Source organism: Bradyrhizobium sp. SZCCHNS2022, assembly GCF_032377575.1.
Lineage (GTDB): Bacteria > Pseudomonadota > Alphaproteobacteria > Rhizobiales > Xanthobacteraceae > Bradyrhizobium > Bradyrhizobium aeschynomenes.
Genome location: NZ_JAUHHZ010000001.1, coordinates 441024 through 457207 on the forward strand (window position 1 = coordinate 441024; position 16184 = coordinate 457207).

General features: G+C 65.5%; 13 protein-coding genes. 6 read left to right on the forward strand and 7 right to left on the reverse strand.

From position 1 onward, the window contains the following. Nucleotides 1–486: 486 nt before the first annotated feature. The 5 genes from QXZ94_RS01930 to QXZ94_RS01950 are packed head-to-tail and all read right to left on the reverse strand — an operon-like array spanning nucleotide 487 to nucleotide 6205. Nucleotides 487–1473 (reverse strand): 3-hydroxybutyryl-CoA dehydrogenase, encoded by a 987-nt coding sequence (locus QXZ94_RS01930; protein WP_315718993.1) that lies wholly within the window; start codon nucleotides 1471–1473, stop codon nucleotides 487–489. Beyond that, a complete protein-coding gene (locus QXZ94_RS01935; protein ID WP_315718994.1) occupies nucleotides 1470–2564 on the reverse strand; it encodes an NAD/NADP-dependent octopine/nopaline dehydrogenase family protein in 1095 nt (364 codons plus the stop codon). Before QXZ94_RS01935 ends, QXZ94_RS01930 begins: the two co-directional genes overlap by 4 nt. A gap of 12 nt (nucleotides 2565–2576) precedes the next feature. Continuing rightward, on the reverse strand, nucleotides 2577–4091 hold the full coding sequence (locus QXZ94_RS01940) for a class I adenylate-forming enzyme family protein (protein ID WP_315718995.1): 1515 nt from the start codon (nucleotides 4089–4091) through the stop codon (nucleotides 2577–2579). A 3-nt stretch (nucleotides 4092–4094) separates the two neighbouring features. Continuing rightward, nucleotides 4095–5381 carry an acyl-CoA dehydrogenase family protein gene (locus tag QXZ94_RS01945; protein WP_315718996.1) on the reverse strand — a complete coding sequence of 429 codons (1287 nt, stop codon included), beginning with the start codon at nucleotides 5379–5381 and terminating at the stop codon, nucleotides 4095–4097. Further along, nucleotides 5378–6205 (reverse strand): alpha/beta hydrolase, encoded by an 828-nt coding sequence (locus QXZ94_RS01950; RefSeq protein ID WP_315718997.1) that lies wholly within the window; start codon nucleotides 6203–6205, stop codon nucleotides 5378–5380. The genes QXZ94_RS01945 and QXZ94_RS01950 overlap by 4 nt, the downstream gene beginning before the upstream one ends. A gap of 171 nt (nucleotides 6206–6376) precedes the next feature. On the opposite strand from QXZ94_RS01950, the gene QXZ94_RS01955 reads away from it, so the two are divergent. From QXZ94_RS01955 to QXZ94_RS01970, 4 genes are all read left to right on the forward strand, one after another. Then, a complete protein-coding gene (locus QXZ94_RS01955) occupies nucleotides 6377–7138 on the forward strand; it encodes an SDR family oxidoreductase (RefSeq protein WP_315718998.1) in 762 nt (253 codons plus the stop codon). A gap of 42 nt (nucleotides 7139–7180) precedes the next feature. Continuing rightward, entirely contained in the window at nucleotides 7181–8017 is an 837-nt protein-coding gene (locus tag QXZ94_RS01960; RefSeq protein ID WP_315718999.1) for an enoyl-CoA hydratase family protein, read from the forward strand. Nucleotides 8018–8104: 87 nt separating this feature from the next. Further along, complete coding sequence (locus QXZ94_RS01965) at nucleotides 8105–10453, forward strand: bifunctional salicylyl-CoA 5-hydroxylase/oxidoreductase (RefSeq protein ID WP_315719000.1); 2349 nt, start codon at nucleotides 8105–8107, stop codon at nucleotides 10451–10453. A gap of 53 nt (nucleotides 10454–10506) precedes the next feature. Further along, on the forward strand, nucleotides 10507–11754 hold the full coding sequence (locus QXZ94_RS01970) for a flavin-dependent oxidoreductase (protein ID WP_315719001.1): 1248 nt from the start codon (nucleotides 10507–10509) through the stop codon (nucleotides 11752–11754). A gap of 122 nt (nucleotides 11755–11876) precedes the next feature. On the opposite strand, the gene QXZ94_RS01975 is transcribed toward QXZ94_RS01970, so the two are convergent. Next, on the reverse strand, nucleotides 11877–12335 hold the full coding sequence (locus QXZ94_RS01975; protein WP_172111799.1) for a cupin domain-containing protein: 459 nt from the start codon (nucleotides 12333–12335) through the stop codon (nucleotides 11877–11879). A gap of 20 nt (nucleotides 12336–12355) precedes the next feature. Next, on the reverse strand, nucleotides 12356–13528 hold the full coding sequence (locus QXZ94_RS01980; RefSeq protein WP_315719002.1) for an ABC transporter substrate-binding protein: 1173 nt from the start codon (nucleotides 13526–13528) through the stop codon (nucleotides 12356–12358). Nucleotides 13529–13828: 300 nt separating this feature from the next. On the opposite strand from QXZ94_RS01980, the gene QXZ94_RS01985 reads away from it, so the two are divergent. Both QXZ94_RS01985 and QXZ94_RS01990 read left to right on the forward strand, forming a co-directional pair. Beyond that, on the forward strand, nucleotides 13829–14323 hold the full coding sequence (locus QXZ94_RS01985; protein WP_172111801.1) for a MarR family winged helix-turn-helix transcriptional regulator: 495 nt from the start codon (nucleotides 13829–13831) through the stop codon (nucleotides 14321–14323). 165 nt (nucleotides 14324–14488) lie between these two features. Then, nucleotides 14489–16174, forward strand: coding sequence for a benzoate-CoA ligase family protein (locus QXZ94_RS01990; RefSeq protein WP_315719003.1), 1686 nt, complete (start codon nucleotides 14489–14491; stop codon nucleotides 16172–16174). Nucleotides 16175–16184: the final 10 nt, after the last annotated feature.

The window sequence follows — 16184 nt, forward strand, 5'->3', positions numbered from 1 at the left end:
GCGAGGGCCGAGCTGATAGCAGACCTCGGGCGCGTTGCGCTGCGAGAAGGCGATCTCATGCAGGCCGCTGTTTGAACCGTAAATGCCTCTGCACCCACCCTGTCGTCTCGGACAAGCCGTGACGCGCAATGCGCGGCGCCGATCCGGGATCCATACTCCGCGGCAGATGTGAAGGGCACAAAAGCCAATGACCAGCCTGCCTCAATCCGCTCCCTGGGGGTATGGGTCCCGGCTCAAGGCCGGGACGACGGCGGAGTGTGTCGATGCAAGCCACGACGACAAGACAAGAGCGGCGTGCGAAGCTGCACTAGGGTAGGCAAAGGCGCTGCCGTGCTGCGTCTCGGATTTCAGCTGGTGATGGCGCCGTGCCCACCATGCATCCGCGGATGCCGAGCGCGATGGTGGGCACGGCGCGAGAGAGCTCAGCTTACGATCTGCAGCGTGCCAAGCGCCTTTGCCCACCCTACAGACCGGTATGCGCGATCCTCAATCCACCACCGGCGGACGGGCCAGCTTGAAATGCCTGAGCATCTCGACCAATGCACCGAGCCGCTGCTCGCGATAGGCGGCAACGTCCATCCCCGAATAGTCGAGAAACCCCGCGCCGGTGCGCAGGCCGATGCGGCCTTCGGCCATGTTCTTCTCGATCACCTCGGGCGCGCGGTAGCGGTCGCTGCCGAGCGCGCCTTCGAGATAGCGGCTGGCGTAGTACAAGATGTCGCCGCCACCCCAGTCGATGAATTCGAGCAGGCCGAGCACGGCGTAGCGGAAGCCGAAGCCGTAGCGGATCGCCTTGTCGATTTCCTCGGCGCTGGCGACGCCTTCGCCGACCATCCGCGCCGCCTCGTTCATCGCGAGCGCCTGGATGCGCGGCACGATGAAGCCCGGCGTCGCCGCGCACACCACCGGCACCTTGCCGATGCCTTCCAGCAGCGCCTTCAGCCGCGCCGTGATCTCGGGATCGGTGGCCTTGCCCGGAGAGATCTCGACCAGCGGGATCAGATAGGCGGGATTGAGCCAGTGCGCGTTGAGGAAGCGCTCAGGCTTCTCGATTGCGCCGGAGAGATCATCGACCAGGATCGTCGATGTGGTCGAGGCGATGATGACGTCCGACGCCACGGCGCGCGAGGCCGCAGCCAACACCTCGCGCTTGAGGTCGACGATCTCCGGCACGCCTTCAAAGACGAGCGTCGTCTGCGCCAGCACATCGCTGCTCGCGCTGGCTGGTGCGACGGTGACTTTGGCCATCAGCTTGTCAGCATCGGCAGCCTGCAGCATCCCGAGCCGCGCCAATGTCGCGAACGTCGCGCTGATCTCGCCGAGCGCCTCGCGCTCCAGCTTGGCGAACTCCTCGGCCGAGCGCGGCTTGATGTCGATCATCGTGACGGGATGGCCGGCATAGGCGAACGCAACGGCGATGCCGCGGCCCATGCGGCCGGCGCCGAGACATGCGATGTGACCGCGCGCGTTCATGCCACGAACCCGTCGCGCAGCAGCGCCTGCAGCGCGGCCCGATCGAGCCCCCCGAAGCCGAGGCTCGCCAGCGTGCGGCCCGTCGCCATGAAATCCTCGCCGCAGATCGCGCCCCCGATCGCCAGGAACGCGCGGGCGAGCGGCGTGGGCGTGCCGGTCAGCTCCGCCGCGGAGATCAGCAATGAGAGTCCGAGTCGAAGATCCTCGCGCATGTAGCGATGCTGCGTCAGCACCAGCCGCTCGCGCCAATCGCCGGAGTCGGTGAGCCGGTCATGCGAGCCGCGGCCGTACATCCAGATCTCGCCCTCCTTGGCGTAGTGATGCGCCAGCGGAAAATGCGGCGCGCCATAGCCGAGCGCCTCGCGCACCGCGATCCGCTCCGCGTCGAGCGCATCGGTGACGCGGCGGATCGAGGGCTGCGTGCCTTCCTTGTGGATGTCCCAGCGCTCGAAATGCTCGATCGGACCGGCATTCATCACGATCAGCGGCGGATGGATGATGCAGCCGGCATTCATCAGCGCGCCGGACAGCGCATCGCCGCACGGCTCGATCACGCCGGGGAAGGCGCGGCCAATGACGGCAAGCGCATGCTCCGCCGTCTTCAGCGGAAACACGCCGACTGGCAGGCGCTTGGCGCGAATGGTGATCGCGACTTCGAACGGACCGTGCTTGCGCGTCAGCCAGGGCAGGGTACCGGTCTCGGCATAGCTGACCTGGGCCTTGTTGCCGGCGTCACGCGCGGCCGCCGCGAAGATCATCGTGCCGAACGTCGCCGGCGGCAGGAATACGACCTGTCCATCGGCGAGATGCGGCGCGAGCTGTTTCGCGATGTCGCCTTGCGCGAACGCCGGCGCCGGACACAGGATCAGCTCGGCGCCCCGGACGGCCTCGCCGATATCGGTCGTGACCAGCGCAAGCTTCGCTTCATGCCGGCCGCTGACGTCCTTGACGATGATGGTCGAGCCCGCCGCTCTGTGCTGCGCCACGGCGTCCGCATCACGGCGCCAGAACCGGACCTCGTGGCCTGCAAGGGCGAAATCACCCGCGGCCGCGAACGAGCCATTGCCGCCGCCGAGCACTGCTATTTTCAAGAGCACATCTCCCTATCGGTCATCCGGCCTCTGGCGCAGCAGATGGTGCTGCACCTTGCCGAGCGCGGTGCGCGGCAGATCGTCGACGAAGACGATGTCGCGCGGCACCTTGTAGCGCGCGAGCTGCGCCTGCAGATGCGCGCGCAACGTCTCCGCGTCCAGCGCGCAGTCCTTGCGCTTGACGACGAAGGCCACCGGCACCTCGTCCCAGCGCGGATCGGGCCGGCCGATCACGCCGCAATCCATGACGTCGGGATGCTCGCCGAGCACGCGCTCGATCTCGGCGGGATAGACATTCTCGCCGCCCGAGATGATCATGTTGTTCTTGCGCTCGAGCACGAAGAAGTACCCGTCCGCATCGCGCTGTGCGATGTCGCCGGTGCGGTACCAGCCGTCGTGAATTGCCTGCTGCGTGGCTTTGGCGTTGCCCCAATATTCGAAGAACAAATTGGGCCCGCGCACCGCGATCTCGCCCGCCTTGCCGGCCGGGAGTTCATCGCCATCCTTGTCGATGATCCTGGCCTCGCAGCACAGCCCCGGCAGGCCCGTGGAGCCGACACGGGAGAGGTCACCGCCCAGCCTCGTATAGACCGCGATCGGACAGGTCTCGGTCGAGCCATAGACCTGCAACACCGGCACGCCGCGCGCGGTGATGCGATCGATCAGCGCCGGCGGCACGATGCTCGATCCGGTCGAGACGGCCTTGAGCGAGGAGAGGTCCGCAGCCGCCCAGTCGGGGTGCTCGGTGACGGCCTGGATGGTTGCCGGCACCAGCACCGTCAATGTCGGCCGCTCGTGGACGATCGCCGCGAGCGTGGTATCCGGCGTGAAGCGCGCATGCAAAGTGACCGTGGCGCCGTGATGCAGCGCCGGCGTGGTCTGGATGTTGAGGCCGCCGACATGGAACAGCGGCAGCACCGTCAGCACGTGATCGTCAGAGGTGAGGCCGTGCATGTGCTGGCTCATCACCCCGTTCCACAGCAGCGCCTCCTGCCGCAGCACCGCGCCCTTCGGCCGTCCCGTCGTGCCGGAGGTGTAGACGATCAAGAGCGGGCAGGAGAAATCGATATGCGGGTTGCGGTCATCGCCGCGGCCGCGAGCGAGCAGATCGTCGATCGGAAGTCCGTTCGCAGGCGTGAAGTCGATGCCGATGGGCACCGTTTCCGGGTGCTGCTCCGCCAGCGCCGGCAGCACCGGCGCAAAGGCCTGCTCCAGCACCAGCACCTTGGCGGCGGCGTCCGACAGGATGAAGACCTGCTCGGCCACTGCGAGCCGCCAGTTCAGCGGCACCATGATCGCGCCGAGCCGCGCGCAGGCATAGAGCAGGACCAGATAGTCCGGCCGGTTCAGGCTGAGGATCGCGACACGGTCGCCGCGCCCGACGCCGAACTCGGATTTCAGCGCCCGCGCCATCGACGCGATGCGCGTGCTGAAATCGGCGTAGGTCAGCGTCGCGCCTTCGAAGCGGATCGCCGGCTTGTCCGGCGTGAACGCGGCGTTGCGCTCGATCAGGCTGCAGAGGTCCACGCTCTATTCGTCCGTCTCGCCGGGTTCGTACAGCGCCTCGCGGCCGATGCGATCCAGGCAAAGCTCGGCCGTCCAGGGCAGCATCAGCGAGCCGCAGCGGCTGTCGCGATAGATGCGCTCCAGCGGCAAGGTCTTCAGCATCGACTGCCCGCCGCAGGTGCGGATCGCGAGCGCGGCGAGCTCGTTGGCACCTTCCATGACCGAGTATTGCGCCGCGTAGGCGCGCAGCACCTGCTCCTTGGTCGGATTGGCGCGCGCCTCGGTCACGGCCTGGAACCAGATGCCCTTGATCTGCTCCAGCTTGATCTGCATCTGTGCCACCGCGATCTGCTTGGTGGGGTACATCCGCCGCTTGACCGGCGGCATGCCCGGCACCTCGCCGCGCAGATATTTGACGGTGAAGTCGTAGGCGGCCTGCGCCAGGCCCATATAGGTGGGCGACAAGGTCATGAACATGTGTGGCCAGCGCATCGCCGCCTGGAAGTAGACGCCGCGCGGCATCAGCGCCGCATCCTCGTCTACGAACACGTCCTTGAACAGCAGCGTGCGCGAGACCGTGCCGCGCATGCCCAGCGGATCCCAGTCGCCGACCACAGAGACCCCTTTGGTCTGCGCGGGGATGGCGAGATAGAGCGTGTTGCGGCGAGACGCCTTCTCGCCTTCGCTGACCTCGGTGCAAAGCACGCCGTAATAATCAGCATGTCCGGCCAGCGAGGCGAAGATCTTCTTGCCGCTGACCAGCCAGCCGCCGTCGACCGGCTTTGCCTCGGTGCCGAACGCGACGCCGCCCGCAGCCGCCGCGCCGCCCTCCGAGAATGGCTGCGAATAGATCGCGCCGTTCTCGACGATGCGCTTGTAGTGGATCGCGCGCCGCCGCTCGTGCTCGGCGCGGACGCCGTCCTCCATGTCGAGATCGTCGGCGAGCGGCCCCGACCACAGCGTCGAGCAGACGTGCATGTTCCAGGTGAGCGCCGTGGCGCCGCAATAGCGGCCGATCTCGGCCGCCGCAAGCGCGTAGGTCTGATAGCCGGCGCCGAGACCGCCCAACGTCTTGGGTACGGAGATGCCGAGCAGGCCGGCGCGATGCAGATCCTTGTAGTTCTCGGTCGGAAAGCTCGCCTCGCGATCCCACGTCGCGGCACGTCCCGCCAGCACGCTCTGGCCGAGTTGCCGGGCGCGGGTGATGATATCAGCCTGTTCGGCGGTGAGCCGGTAGGCGGCCGGATCGAACATCGGCGCGTCGAGCGCTTCGCCGGAGGTCGTCGCCGTCTTCTGCACCTGGATGGTCATCGTGCCTCCGCAGTTGTCGTGGCGTGTGATTTCAGAAAGGAGTCGAGCGCAGCGTTGAATTCGCCGGGACGTTCGAGATTGACGAGATGACCGGCACCTTGAAGCTCGACATACTCAGCGCCTGGAATGAAGCTCGCCATCTTCTCCATCATCGGCGCCGGCGCATTGCGATCCCTGGAGCCCGAGAGCACCAGCGTCGGCACCTTGATCTCCTTGAGCGCCTGCCGCCGGTCGAAGCCGAGCAGCGCCAGCATGCTGGCGCGGTAGCTCGCCTCGGGAACGCCGGCCATGCAGGATGTCGCAAGGTCGAGACCGGCGGGGTCGGCATCATCGCCGACCAGCTCTTTCACGAGATCCGGTGCCAGCGACGCCATCGTGGCGCCGCGATCGAGTGGCCCGAGGCGCGCCTCGATGAAGGACTTCTGCCAGTCGCCATCAGCCTTGCCGAACGCCGGGCTGGTCTGTGCCAACACCACAGCGCTCGCGGCGTGCGGATGCGTGATCAGCCATTCCTGGGTGATCATGCCGCCGATGGAATGGCCGACCAGGATTGGCTGCCGCGCATCGATCTGGTTCAGGAAGTTCTGAAGCGCGGCCGCGAGAGTGGTGATGCTCACCGTGTCGAGTCTGGCGGACTGCCCGTAGCCCGGCATGTCCCACGCCACTGCGCGGAAACGCTCGCCGAAATGCGCAAGCTGACCGCGCCAGGCGCGCGCCGCGCCGCCGATGCCGTGCAGGAACACCAGAGTCTGCCGATCAGGCGCTCCCGCTGCCTCGTAGCCGAAGCGGCCGTCCTTCGTGGTCAGGATTTGCGACGGGGACACGCAGACCTCCGAGATGGCGCCCAAGGCCGCAACGCTGCTTGCTCCAGGCCTTCGAACGCTAGCCGCGTCGACAAGAGTGTCAAGTCGCTTCGGCCGTGTTGTTGCAAAAATTTGAAGTTTAAAATAATCTGCGAGCTGCGATCGTATGGCAAAAGAAGAGGAGACGCGCGCATGTCCGGACTGCCCGCAGCAGCACATGCGATGGTGACGGGCGGTGGTCGCGGCATCGGACGCGAAATCGCGCGCGCTTTGAAGTCCGCCGGCGCAACCGTGACGATCGTCGGGCGCAGCCGCGCAACGCTCGATGAAGCAATCGCGTCCGGCTGTGCCGACCACGCCGCCGTCGCCGACGTCGCCGATCAGTCGGCGCTGACGGCGGCGGTGACGGCTGCCGCCGAGCGACAGCCGATCACGATCCTGGTTGCCAACGCGGGAAGCGCGGAGTCCGCGCCGTTCCTGAAGTCCGACGCCGCGCTGTTCCGTCGCATGATGGACATCAACTTCATGGGCGTCGTGCACGCCGTGCAGGCCGTTCTGCCGGCGATGAGGGGGGCGCCTTACGGCCGAATTGTTGCGGTCGCATCGACGGCCGGCCTCAAGGGCTACCCCTATGTCAGTGCGTATACGGCCGCGAAGCATGCTGTCGTCGGCCTGACGCGCTCGCTTGCTTTGGAGATGGCCGCGACGGGCGTGACCGTGAATGCCGTGTGTCCCGGTTTCACCGACACCGATCTCGTTGCCGATAGCGTCGACAACATCATGAAAAAGACCGGTCGCAGCCGCGAGCAGGCGATCGCCGAGCTGGCCAAACACAATCCGCAGGGACGGCTGATCAGGCCGCAGGAGGTCGCCGATACCGTGTTGTGGCTGTGCGGGACAGGCGCCGGCGCCATCACGGGGCAGGCGATCGCAGTGGCGGGTGGCGAAGTCTAGGCCGCGTCGTCCAATCAGAACAATCGAACGAAGGGAGTTCACATGTCCAAGCCCGCCAATCCCGTCACCGTGCCGTTGGCCGACTACAAGCCGAGCCATTTCCTGCTGACGGTCGAGGATCGCGTCGCGACGGTGACGCTGAACCGGCCGGAGCGAAAGAACCCGCTGACCTTCGAGAGCTATCGCGAGTTGACCGACTTCTTCCGCGCCTGCGCCTTCGACGACGACGTCAAGGCCATCGTCGTGACCGGCGCGGGCGGCAATTTCTCGTCCGGTGGCGACGTGTTCGAAATTATTGGGCCGCTGGTGAAGATGGACACCAAGGGGCTCACCGCCTTCACCCGCATGACCGGTGACCTCGTCAAGGCGATGCGCGCCTGTCCGCAGCCGATCGTTGCTGCTGTCGAGGGGATCTGCGCGGGTGCCGGCGCGATCGTTGCGATGGCCTCCGATATCCGGCTGGCTGCGACAGGCGCCAAGGTCGCCTTCCTGTTCAACAAGGTGGGTCTTGCCGGCTGCGACATGGGCGCATGTGCGATCCTGCCGCGCATCATTGGCCAGTCGCGTGCTTCCGAGCTGCTCTACACCGGTCGCTTCATGAGCGCAGACGAGGGTGAGCGATGGGGCTTCTTCAGCCGCATCGTCGCGCCAATGGATGTGCTGGCGCAGGCCGTGGCGCTGGCAACCGAGATTGCGAATGGTCCAACCTTCGCCAACACCATGACCAAGCGCATGCTGGCGATGGAATGGGCGATGTCGGTCGAGGAGGCGATCGAGGCTGAGGCAGTTGCCCAGGCCTTGTGCATGACGACCGAGGATTTCAACCGCGCGTTCGAAGCCTTTGCTGCCAAGCAGAAGCCGGTCTTCCAAGGCAATTGACGAATGCAAGGAACCGAAGGGGCTTGCCAGGAGATATTTTAGGTCTAAAATAATTTCCGTTGGCTCGGCTCTCCAGTGGAGGCGCTCATGAAGATCGCGATCATCGGCGGCGGACCTGCCGGTCTCTATGCGGCGATATTGCTCAAGAAGCAGCGGCCCAAGGCCGACATCGCGGTCTACGAGCGCAACCGCGCCGACGACACGTTCGGCTTCGGCGTGGTGTTTTCCGACGCCACGCTCGACAATTTCGAAAAGCACGACCTGCCGAGCTACCAGCGCATCACCCAGGAGTTCGCCTACTGGGATGACATCGCCGTGCACTTCCGCGGCACCGTGCACCGCGTCGGTGGCAATGGCTTCTGCGGCTGCTCGCGCCGGACGCTGCTGCGAATCCTGCAGGAGCGCGCGAGAGAGCTGGGCGTGACCCTGCAGTTCGAGGTCGATCTCGAGGACGAGTCGCAGTTTGCTGATGCCGACCTGCTGATTCTGTCGGACGGCATCAACAGCCGCTTCCGCCAGAAATACGTTGATCACTTCAAGCCTGAAGTGGACCTGCGCGCCAACAAATTCGCGTGGATGGGCTCGACCAAGCCGCTCGATGCTTTCACCTTCATCTTCCAGGAGACGGAGTGGGGCCCGTTCATCGCCCATGCCTATCAGTATGAGGCGGGACACTCGACCTGGATCTTCGAGACCGATCCGGAGACGTTCGAGAAGGCCGGTCTGACCGGGCTCGACGAGCGGCAGTCGGCCGACCGCATGAAGGAGATCTTCGGCTGGTTCCTCGGCGATCATCCGCTGCTGATCAACCGCTCGATGTGGCGCAATTTCCCGATGATCCGCAACAAGCGCTGGGTCAAGGACAACATGGTGCTGCTCGGCGACGCCAAGTCGACAGCGCATTTCTCGATCGGCTCGGGCACCAAGCTCGCGATGGAGGATGCGATTGCGCTGGCCGAGGCCATGCAGCGTGCGCCAAGCATTCCGGCGGCGTTGGATCTGTACGAGCACGGCCGGCGCGAAGAGGTCGAGAAGACGCAGCATGCGGCCGACGTGTCGCTGGTCTGGTTCGAGCATGTCGACCGCTTCTGGGATTTCGATCCCGTACAGTTCGCGTTCGGCGTGATGACCCGCTCGAAGGCGATCACCTACGACAATCTCACGCTGCGCGCGCCGGACTTCGTCGCCGAGGTCAACAAGGCGTTCGCACGCCAGGTGCGCGCCAAGGGCTTCGACGTCGATGTCGACAAGCCGGTCGCGCCGATGTTCCAGCCGCTCAAGCTGCGCGAGATGACGCTTTCCAACCGCGCGGTGCTGTCGCCGATGTGCATGTACTCGGCCGAGGAGGGCGTGCCCGGCGATTTTCATCTCGTTCATTACGGCTCGCGCGCGATCGGCGGTGCGGGCCTGCTGTTCACCGAAATGACCTGCGTCAGCCGCGATGCGCGTATCACGCCCGGCTGTGCCGGTTTGTGGAACGACGCGCAGGAGGCCTCCTGGAAACGCATCGTCGATTTCGTTCACGCCAACTCGCAGGCGAAGTTCGCATTGCAGCTCGGTCATGCCGGCCGCAAAGGCGCGACCAAGCTGATGTGGGACGGCATGGACCGTCCGCTGGAGCAGGGCGGCTGGGACATCGTTTCGGCATCGCCGCTGCCGTACTTCCCCGACAGCCAGGTGCCGCGCGAGCTCGATCGGGCTGCGATGAATGCGATCAAGGCGGATTTCGTCGCGGCAGCGGAGCGCGGCCACGCTTGCGGCTTCGACATGCTCGAGCTGCACTGCGCCCATGGATATCTGCTGGCGAGCTTCATCTCGCCGCTGACCAACAAGCGCACAGACGAGTACGGCGGCACGCTGGAGAACCGGCTGCGCTTTCCGCTGGGAGTGTTCACCGCGATGCGCGCGGCGTGGCCGGCGCACAAGCCGATGTCGGTGCGCATCTCCGCGACCGACTGGGCCGAGGGCGGCATCACCGGCGACGACGCGGTGCTGATCGCCCGCGCATTCGGCGAAGCGGGCGTCGATCTCGTCGACGTCTCGACGGGGCAGACCGTGCGCGAGGCGAGGCCGATCTACGGCCGCATGTTCCAGACGCCGTTCTCCGACCAGGTCCGCAACGAGGCTCATGTCGCGACCATGTGCGTCGGCAACATTACCAGCGCCGACCAGCTCAACACCATCCTCGCTGCCGGCCGCGCCGATCTCGTCGCGCTCGGTCGCCCGCATCTGGTTGATCCCGCCTTCACCATGAAGGCGGCCGCCTGGTATGGCGCCGACATGTTCTGTCCGCCGCAATATCTGCCGGGCAAAGAGCAGATCTTCCGCAACAGCGTGCGGGAGCGGCAGGACTTTGAGGAGCTGAAGATTAAGGCTAAACCGAAAACGCGGGCGGAGCTGAAGGCCGAGGCGGCGAAGCCGCTTGCGGCGGAGTAAGCCGCTGTGCGACGCTGCCGCCCAGTGCGACCAATGTCAGCGGAGTAGGGGCGATGAAGGCGATCATCGTGGGCGGCGGTATCGGTGGATTGACCACGGCTCTGATGCTGCGGGCGCGCGGCATCGATTGCGAGGTGTTCGAGCAGGCGGAGGCGATCCGCGAACTCGGCGTCGGCATCAACACGCTGCCGCACGCGATCCGCGAGCTCGCCCAGCTCGGGCTGCTCGACCGGCTCGATGAGGTCGCCATCCGCACCTATGAGCTGTTCTATCTGACACGGCGTGGGCAGGAGGTCTGGCACGAGACCCGCGGCGTCGACGCCGGCCATGACGTGCCGCAATTCTCGATCCACCGCGGCCGGCTGCAGAGCGTGATCCATCAGGCCGTGATGCAGCGGCTCGGGCCGGAGAAGGTCCACACCGGCTGCCGGCTCGGCTCCTTCACCCAGGACGAGGGCGGGGTGACCGCCTATTTCTTCGACCGCTCCGGGTCCCATGTTCACACCGTCCGAGGCGACGTGCTGATCGGTGCCGACGGCATCCATTCCAAGGTCCGGCAGACGCTGTTCCCGAACGAGGGCGCGCCGTGCTGGAATGGCCTGATGCTGTGGCGTGGCGCCACCGATTGGCCGGTGTTCCTGACCGGGCAGTCGATGATCATCGCCGGCGGCCTCAACGCCAAGGCGGTGATCTATCCGATCGCCGAGGGCTCGAGCCCCGCAACGCGGCTCACCAACTGGGCGGTACTGGTACGCATCGGCGATGCCAACTCGACGCCACCGCGGCGCGAGGACTGGTCGCGGCTGGGCAAGGCCGACGAGCTGATGCCGCATGTCAACGGCTTCTCCATTCCTCAGGTCGACTTCGCGGCCATGGTGCGGGCGACGCCGGAGTTCTGGGAATATCCCTGCTGCGACCGCGATCCGCTGCCGTACTGGTCGAGCGGGCGTGTCACCTTGCTGGGCGATGCCGCGCATCCGATGTACCCGGTCGGCTCCAACGGCGCCTCGCAGGCGATCCTCGACGCCCGCGCGCTCGCCGATGCCCTGGCCCGCTCGGAGCATCCGCGCCAGGCGCTGATGGCCTATGAGCAGAAGCGGCTGCCGATGACCGCCGAGATCGTGGCGTCGAACCGCCGTGGCGGTCCGGAAGGCGTGATCGATGCGGTCGAGCAGCTCGCGCCGCAGGGGTTCACCGACATCAACACCATCCTGAACTACGAGGCCCGCGAGGGCATCGTGCGGGGGTATGCGAGCAGGGCGGGCTTTGCTGCGCGGATGGTGACGCGGCAGGCGTCGTAACCTCGGCTTGAAAGCACACCGTTCGTGGGGCTGCGCCTCACCCCAGCCCTCTCCCCGTAAGAACGGGGAGAAGGAGCGCACCGTTTGCGGCGCGATAGTCTGCAATCAAACTCGCAGTCGCCTCACGCCCCCGGAGGGGGCGGGAGGAAGTGGATGTTGTGCTCGGCGGCGAGCTTGACGACGTCGTCGGGGTTCTGCTCGCGCATGTTGTGGATGGCCCAGAACAGCTCGTAGAGGCGCCGCGTCGGCGATACCCAGAACAAGGTCTTCGCGGTCTGCTGCGACTTGTTGAAGATACCGTGCGGCTTGCCCATCGGCAGCCGCACCGTGTCGCCGGCGGTGGCGTATTCCTCGGCGCCGTCGAGGAAGAAGTCGAGCCGGCCTTCGAGGATGTAGAGATACTCGTCCTGGTCGGGATGGATGTGCGGCGGCACGAAGGTTCCGACCGGGAACGTCGCGTGCCAGGAGAAGCTGTGCTCGGTGCGGTTCTTCGGGACGTAGACCTGGCCGAGGATGTTCCAGGAGATGCCCTGGATGCCCTCATTGGCCCGGGTGATGCCGGCGATTTCCGGATGGCTCATATTGGTTTCGCTCCCTGTCGTTACTTGGCCGCGCAATCCTTGGCATAGCGGTCGGCGTAGTTCTCGAACACCTTCTGCACGATCTCGGTCTGGAACTTGCCGTCGGGCCGCTTGGCGACCTTGGTCAGGTAGAAGTCCTGGATCGGATAGCCGTTGGTGTTGAACTTGAAGTTGCCGCGCAGCGAGGCAAAATCGGCCTTCTTCAGCGCCGCGGCCACCTTGTCCTTATCAGCGAGATCGCCGCCCACGGCCTTCACGGCGCTGTCGATCAGCAGCGCGGCGTCATAGGCCTGCATGGCATAGGTCCCGGGCACGCTGTTGTAGGCGGCCTCATAGCCGGCGACGAACTTCTTGCTCTGAGCGTTGTCGAAGTTGGGGGCCCAATTTGCGCCGCCGAACATGCCGACGGCCGCATCCTGCTGCGCCGGCAGCGTGGATTCGTCGACCGTGAAGGCGGAGAGCACCGGAACCGTGTCGGCGAGACCGGCCTGCTTGAACTGCTTGACGAGGTTCACGCCCATGCCACCCGGCATGAAGGTGAACACGGCGTCGGGCTTCTGCGAGGAGATCTTGGACAGCTCCGGCTGGAAGTCGAGTGTGTTCAGCGGAACGTAGGATTCCTCGACGATCTCGCCCTTGTAGTCGAGCTTGAAGCCGGCGACGGAATCGCGTCCGGCCTGGTAGTTCGGAACCAGCAGATACATCTTCTTGTAGCCGCGGTCCTGCGCGACCTTGCCGAGAACGGCATGCACCTGGTCGTTCTGATACGACGTCACATAGAAATAGGGGCTGCACTCCTTGCCGGCATAGCTGGACGGGCCGGCATTCGGGCTGATCAGGAAGGTCTTGTTCTCGGTGATCGGGCGGTGGATCGCCTGCAGCATGTTGGAGAAGATCGGGCCGACGACGAAGTCGACCTTGTCGCGCTCGAGCAGGCCCTTGGCCTTGGTGATCGCGGCGTCCGGCTTGAGCTCGTCGTCGGCGACGACGACCTCGACGTCCTTGCCGCCCATCTTGCCGCCGAGATCCTTGATCGCGAGGTTGAAGCCGTCGCGGACCTGCCCGCCAAGCGCGGCTGCAGGGCCGGACAGGGTGACGATGACGCCGATCTTGATCTTGTCGGCGGCCAGCGCCGGCTGCACCAGCATGCACGCCACGACGCCGAGACCGGCCAGCTTCGAACTCACTTTCATGACAATCCCCCGGGATGCGGAAATTCAGGCTTCTGTTTTTGCACCTGACCTAACGATGGATCAGACCGCAGCTTGGTCGCAAGCCTAGTCTGATGATGCCCTCAGCCGCAAGCGAACTGCTCGCGGAAACGGCAGTTTCGGCATGCATGCAAGCGCCGCGCCAATTGCTTGAAGGTTAAAGGAATTGCGGAAGCGCGCTTCGCCGCAGCTGCGGTACGTTTTTCCTTGCTCCCGGAACGTCCGGAAGGTCAAACTCACGGGCCCGCCCGCCGGGGCTGAACGTGCGCATGTGATTCCATCATGACTCTTGATTCCGAGACCAAGGCCGTCGAGTTGCCCGAGGACCATGCCGATGAGTTGCGGCTGTGGCTGCGGCTTCTGACCTGCACGACGCTGATCGAGGGCGAGATCCGCAGCCGGCTGCGCGAGCGCTTTGATGTGACGCTGCCGAGGTTCGACCTCATGGCGCAGCTGGACAAGGCGCCGGACGGAATGACCTTGTCTGACGTCTCCAAGCGCATGATGGTCTCGAACGGCAATGTCACCGGATTGGTCGAACGCCTGGTCGAATCCGGCCATCTGGATCGCCGCACCTCGGATACCGACCGTCGCGTCCAGGTCATCCGGTTGACCAAGCTCGGGCGTGCCGAATTCCGCAAGATGGCCGCCGAGCACGAGACCTGGATCGCCGACATCTTCGGCGATCTCACGGAGAAGGACGTCCGCGAGCTGATGCGCCTGCTCGCCAAGACCAAGGGATCGGCGCAGAAGGCCGTGCAGCGCCGGCAGGAGTGAGGCCGGAGGGGGCGGTGCCGCCGCCGTGTGCGGCAACCGCTCAAACATTTTGCGGGCAGTGCACAATGTTCGACTCTCTTCCGCTCTTGCGCCGAGATGTTTTAAGTCTAAAATGTTTAGGACTGAAACGTGCCGGGCGTTCTTCCCCTTAGACAGGAGCGTGTGATGGCCACTGCCGCCAAGGTTCAGCCCGAAAGCGCCGGCGCGCAGGCGCATAGCGCCCATCTCGACACCTTTGCCCAGGACAATCTGCCGCCGCGTGAGCTGTGGCCCGACTTCGTGTTCAGCAGGCCCGAATTCCGTTATCCGCCACGGCTGAACTGCGTCACGCACTTTCTCGACCGCTGGATCGAGGAGGGGCGGGGCGATACGCCCTGCATCATCAGCACCGAGGTCAGCTACACGTATCGTGAGCTGCAGGTGTTGGTGAACAAGATCGCCAACGTGCTGGTCGGCAAGCTCGGCCTCGTGCCCGGCGGCCGCGTGCTGCTGCGCTCGGCCAACAACCCGATGATGGTCGCGACCTATCTTGCCGCGATCAAGGCCGGCGGCATCGTGGTGGCGACCATGCCGCTGCTGCGCGCCAAGGAATTGTCCTATCCGATCCAGAAGGCGCAGATCGCGCTGGCGCTGTGCGACGGCAAGCTGGCCGACGAGATGGAAAAGACCCGCGCGGTTGCGCCCGCGCTCAAGCAGATCGTGTATTGGGGCAATGGACGGCCCGACTCGCTGGAGGCGTTGATCGCCGATGCCAGTCCTGAGTTCACCGCGGTCGACACCGCGTCCGACGATCTCTGCCTGATCGCCTTCACGTCGGGCACCACAGGCGATCCCAAGGGCACGATGCACTTCCACCGCGACATGCTCGCGGTGTGCGACGGCTACGCCCGGAACGTGCTCCGCGCCAGCCAAGGCGACCGCTTCATCGGCACCGCACCGCTCGCCTTCACCTTCGGATTCGGCGGCGTGCTGTTCCCGATGCATATTGGTGCGTCCTATGTCGTGCTGGAGAAGACGACGCCAGACGATCTGCTGGCCGCGATCGAGCGGTACAAGGCCACGATCTGCTTCACCGCGCCGACCGCTTATCGCGCGATGCTGGGCAAGCTCGAGGGTCGCGACATCTCCTCGCTGCGCAAATGCGTCTCCGCTGGCGAGACCTTGCCGAAACCGACCTTCGATGCCTGGCTCAAGGCGACCGGGCTGAAGCTGATGGACGGCATCGGCTCGACCGAGATGCTTCACATCTTCATCAGCGCCGTCGAGGACGAGATCCGTCCCGGCGCCACCGGCAAGCCGGTGCCGGGCTACGAGGCCAAGATCGTCGACGACGAGGGGCGCGACGTGCCGCCGGGCACGATGGGAAGGCTCGCGGTGCGCGGTCCGACCGGCTGCCGCTATCTCGCCGACGAGCGCCAGCGCAAATATGTCCAGAACGGCTGGAACGTGACGGGCGATACCTATGTGATGGATGAGGACGGCTACTTCTGGTACCAGTCCCGCTCCGACGACATGATCGTGTCGTCGGGCTACAACATCGCTGGCACCGACGTCGAGGCGTCGCTGCTGACTCATCCGGCCGTCGCCGAATGCGGCGTGGTTGGGGCTCCCGACGAAGCCCGCGGCATGGTCGTGAAGGCCTATGTCGTGCTGGCGCCCGGAGCGGAGGGCACGCCGGCGCTCGTGACTGAGCTGCAGGAGCATGTCAAACGCGAGATCGCACCGTACAAATACCCGCGCGCGATCGAGTTCGTCACGCAGCTGCCCAAGACCGAGACCGGCAAGCTGAAGCGGTTCGCCTTGCGGCAGATCGCGCAGGCGTCGGCCGCCGCTTCGGGCCCGGCCGCGTAGCAGAGACAAG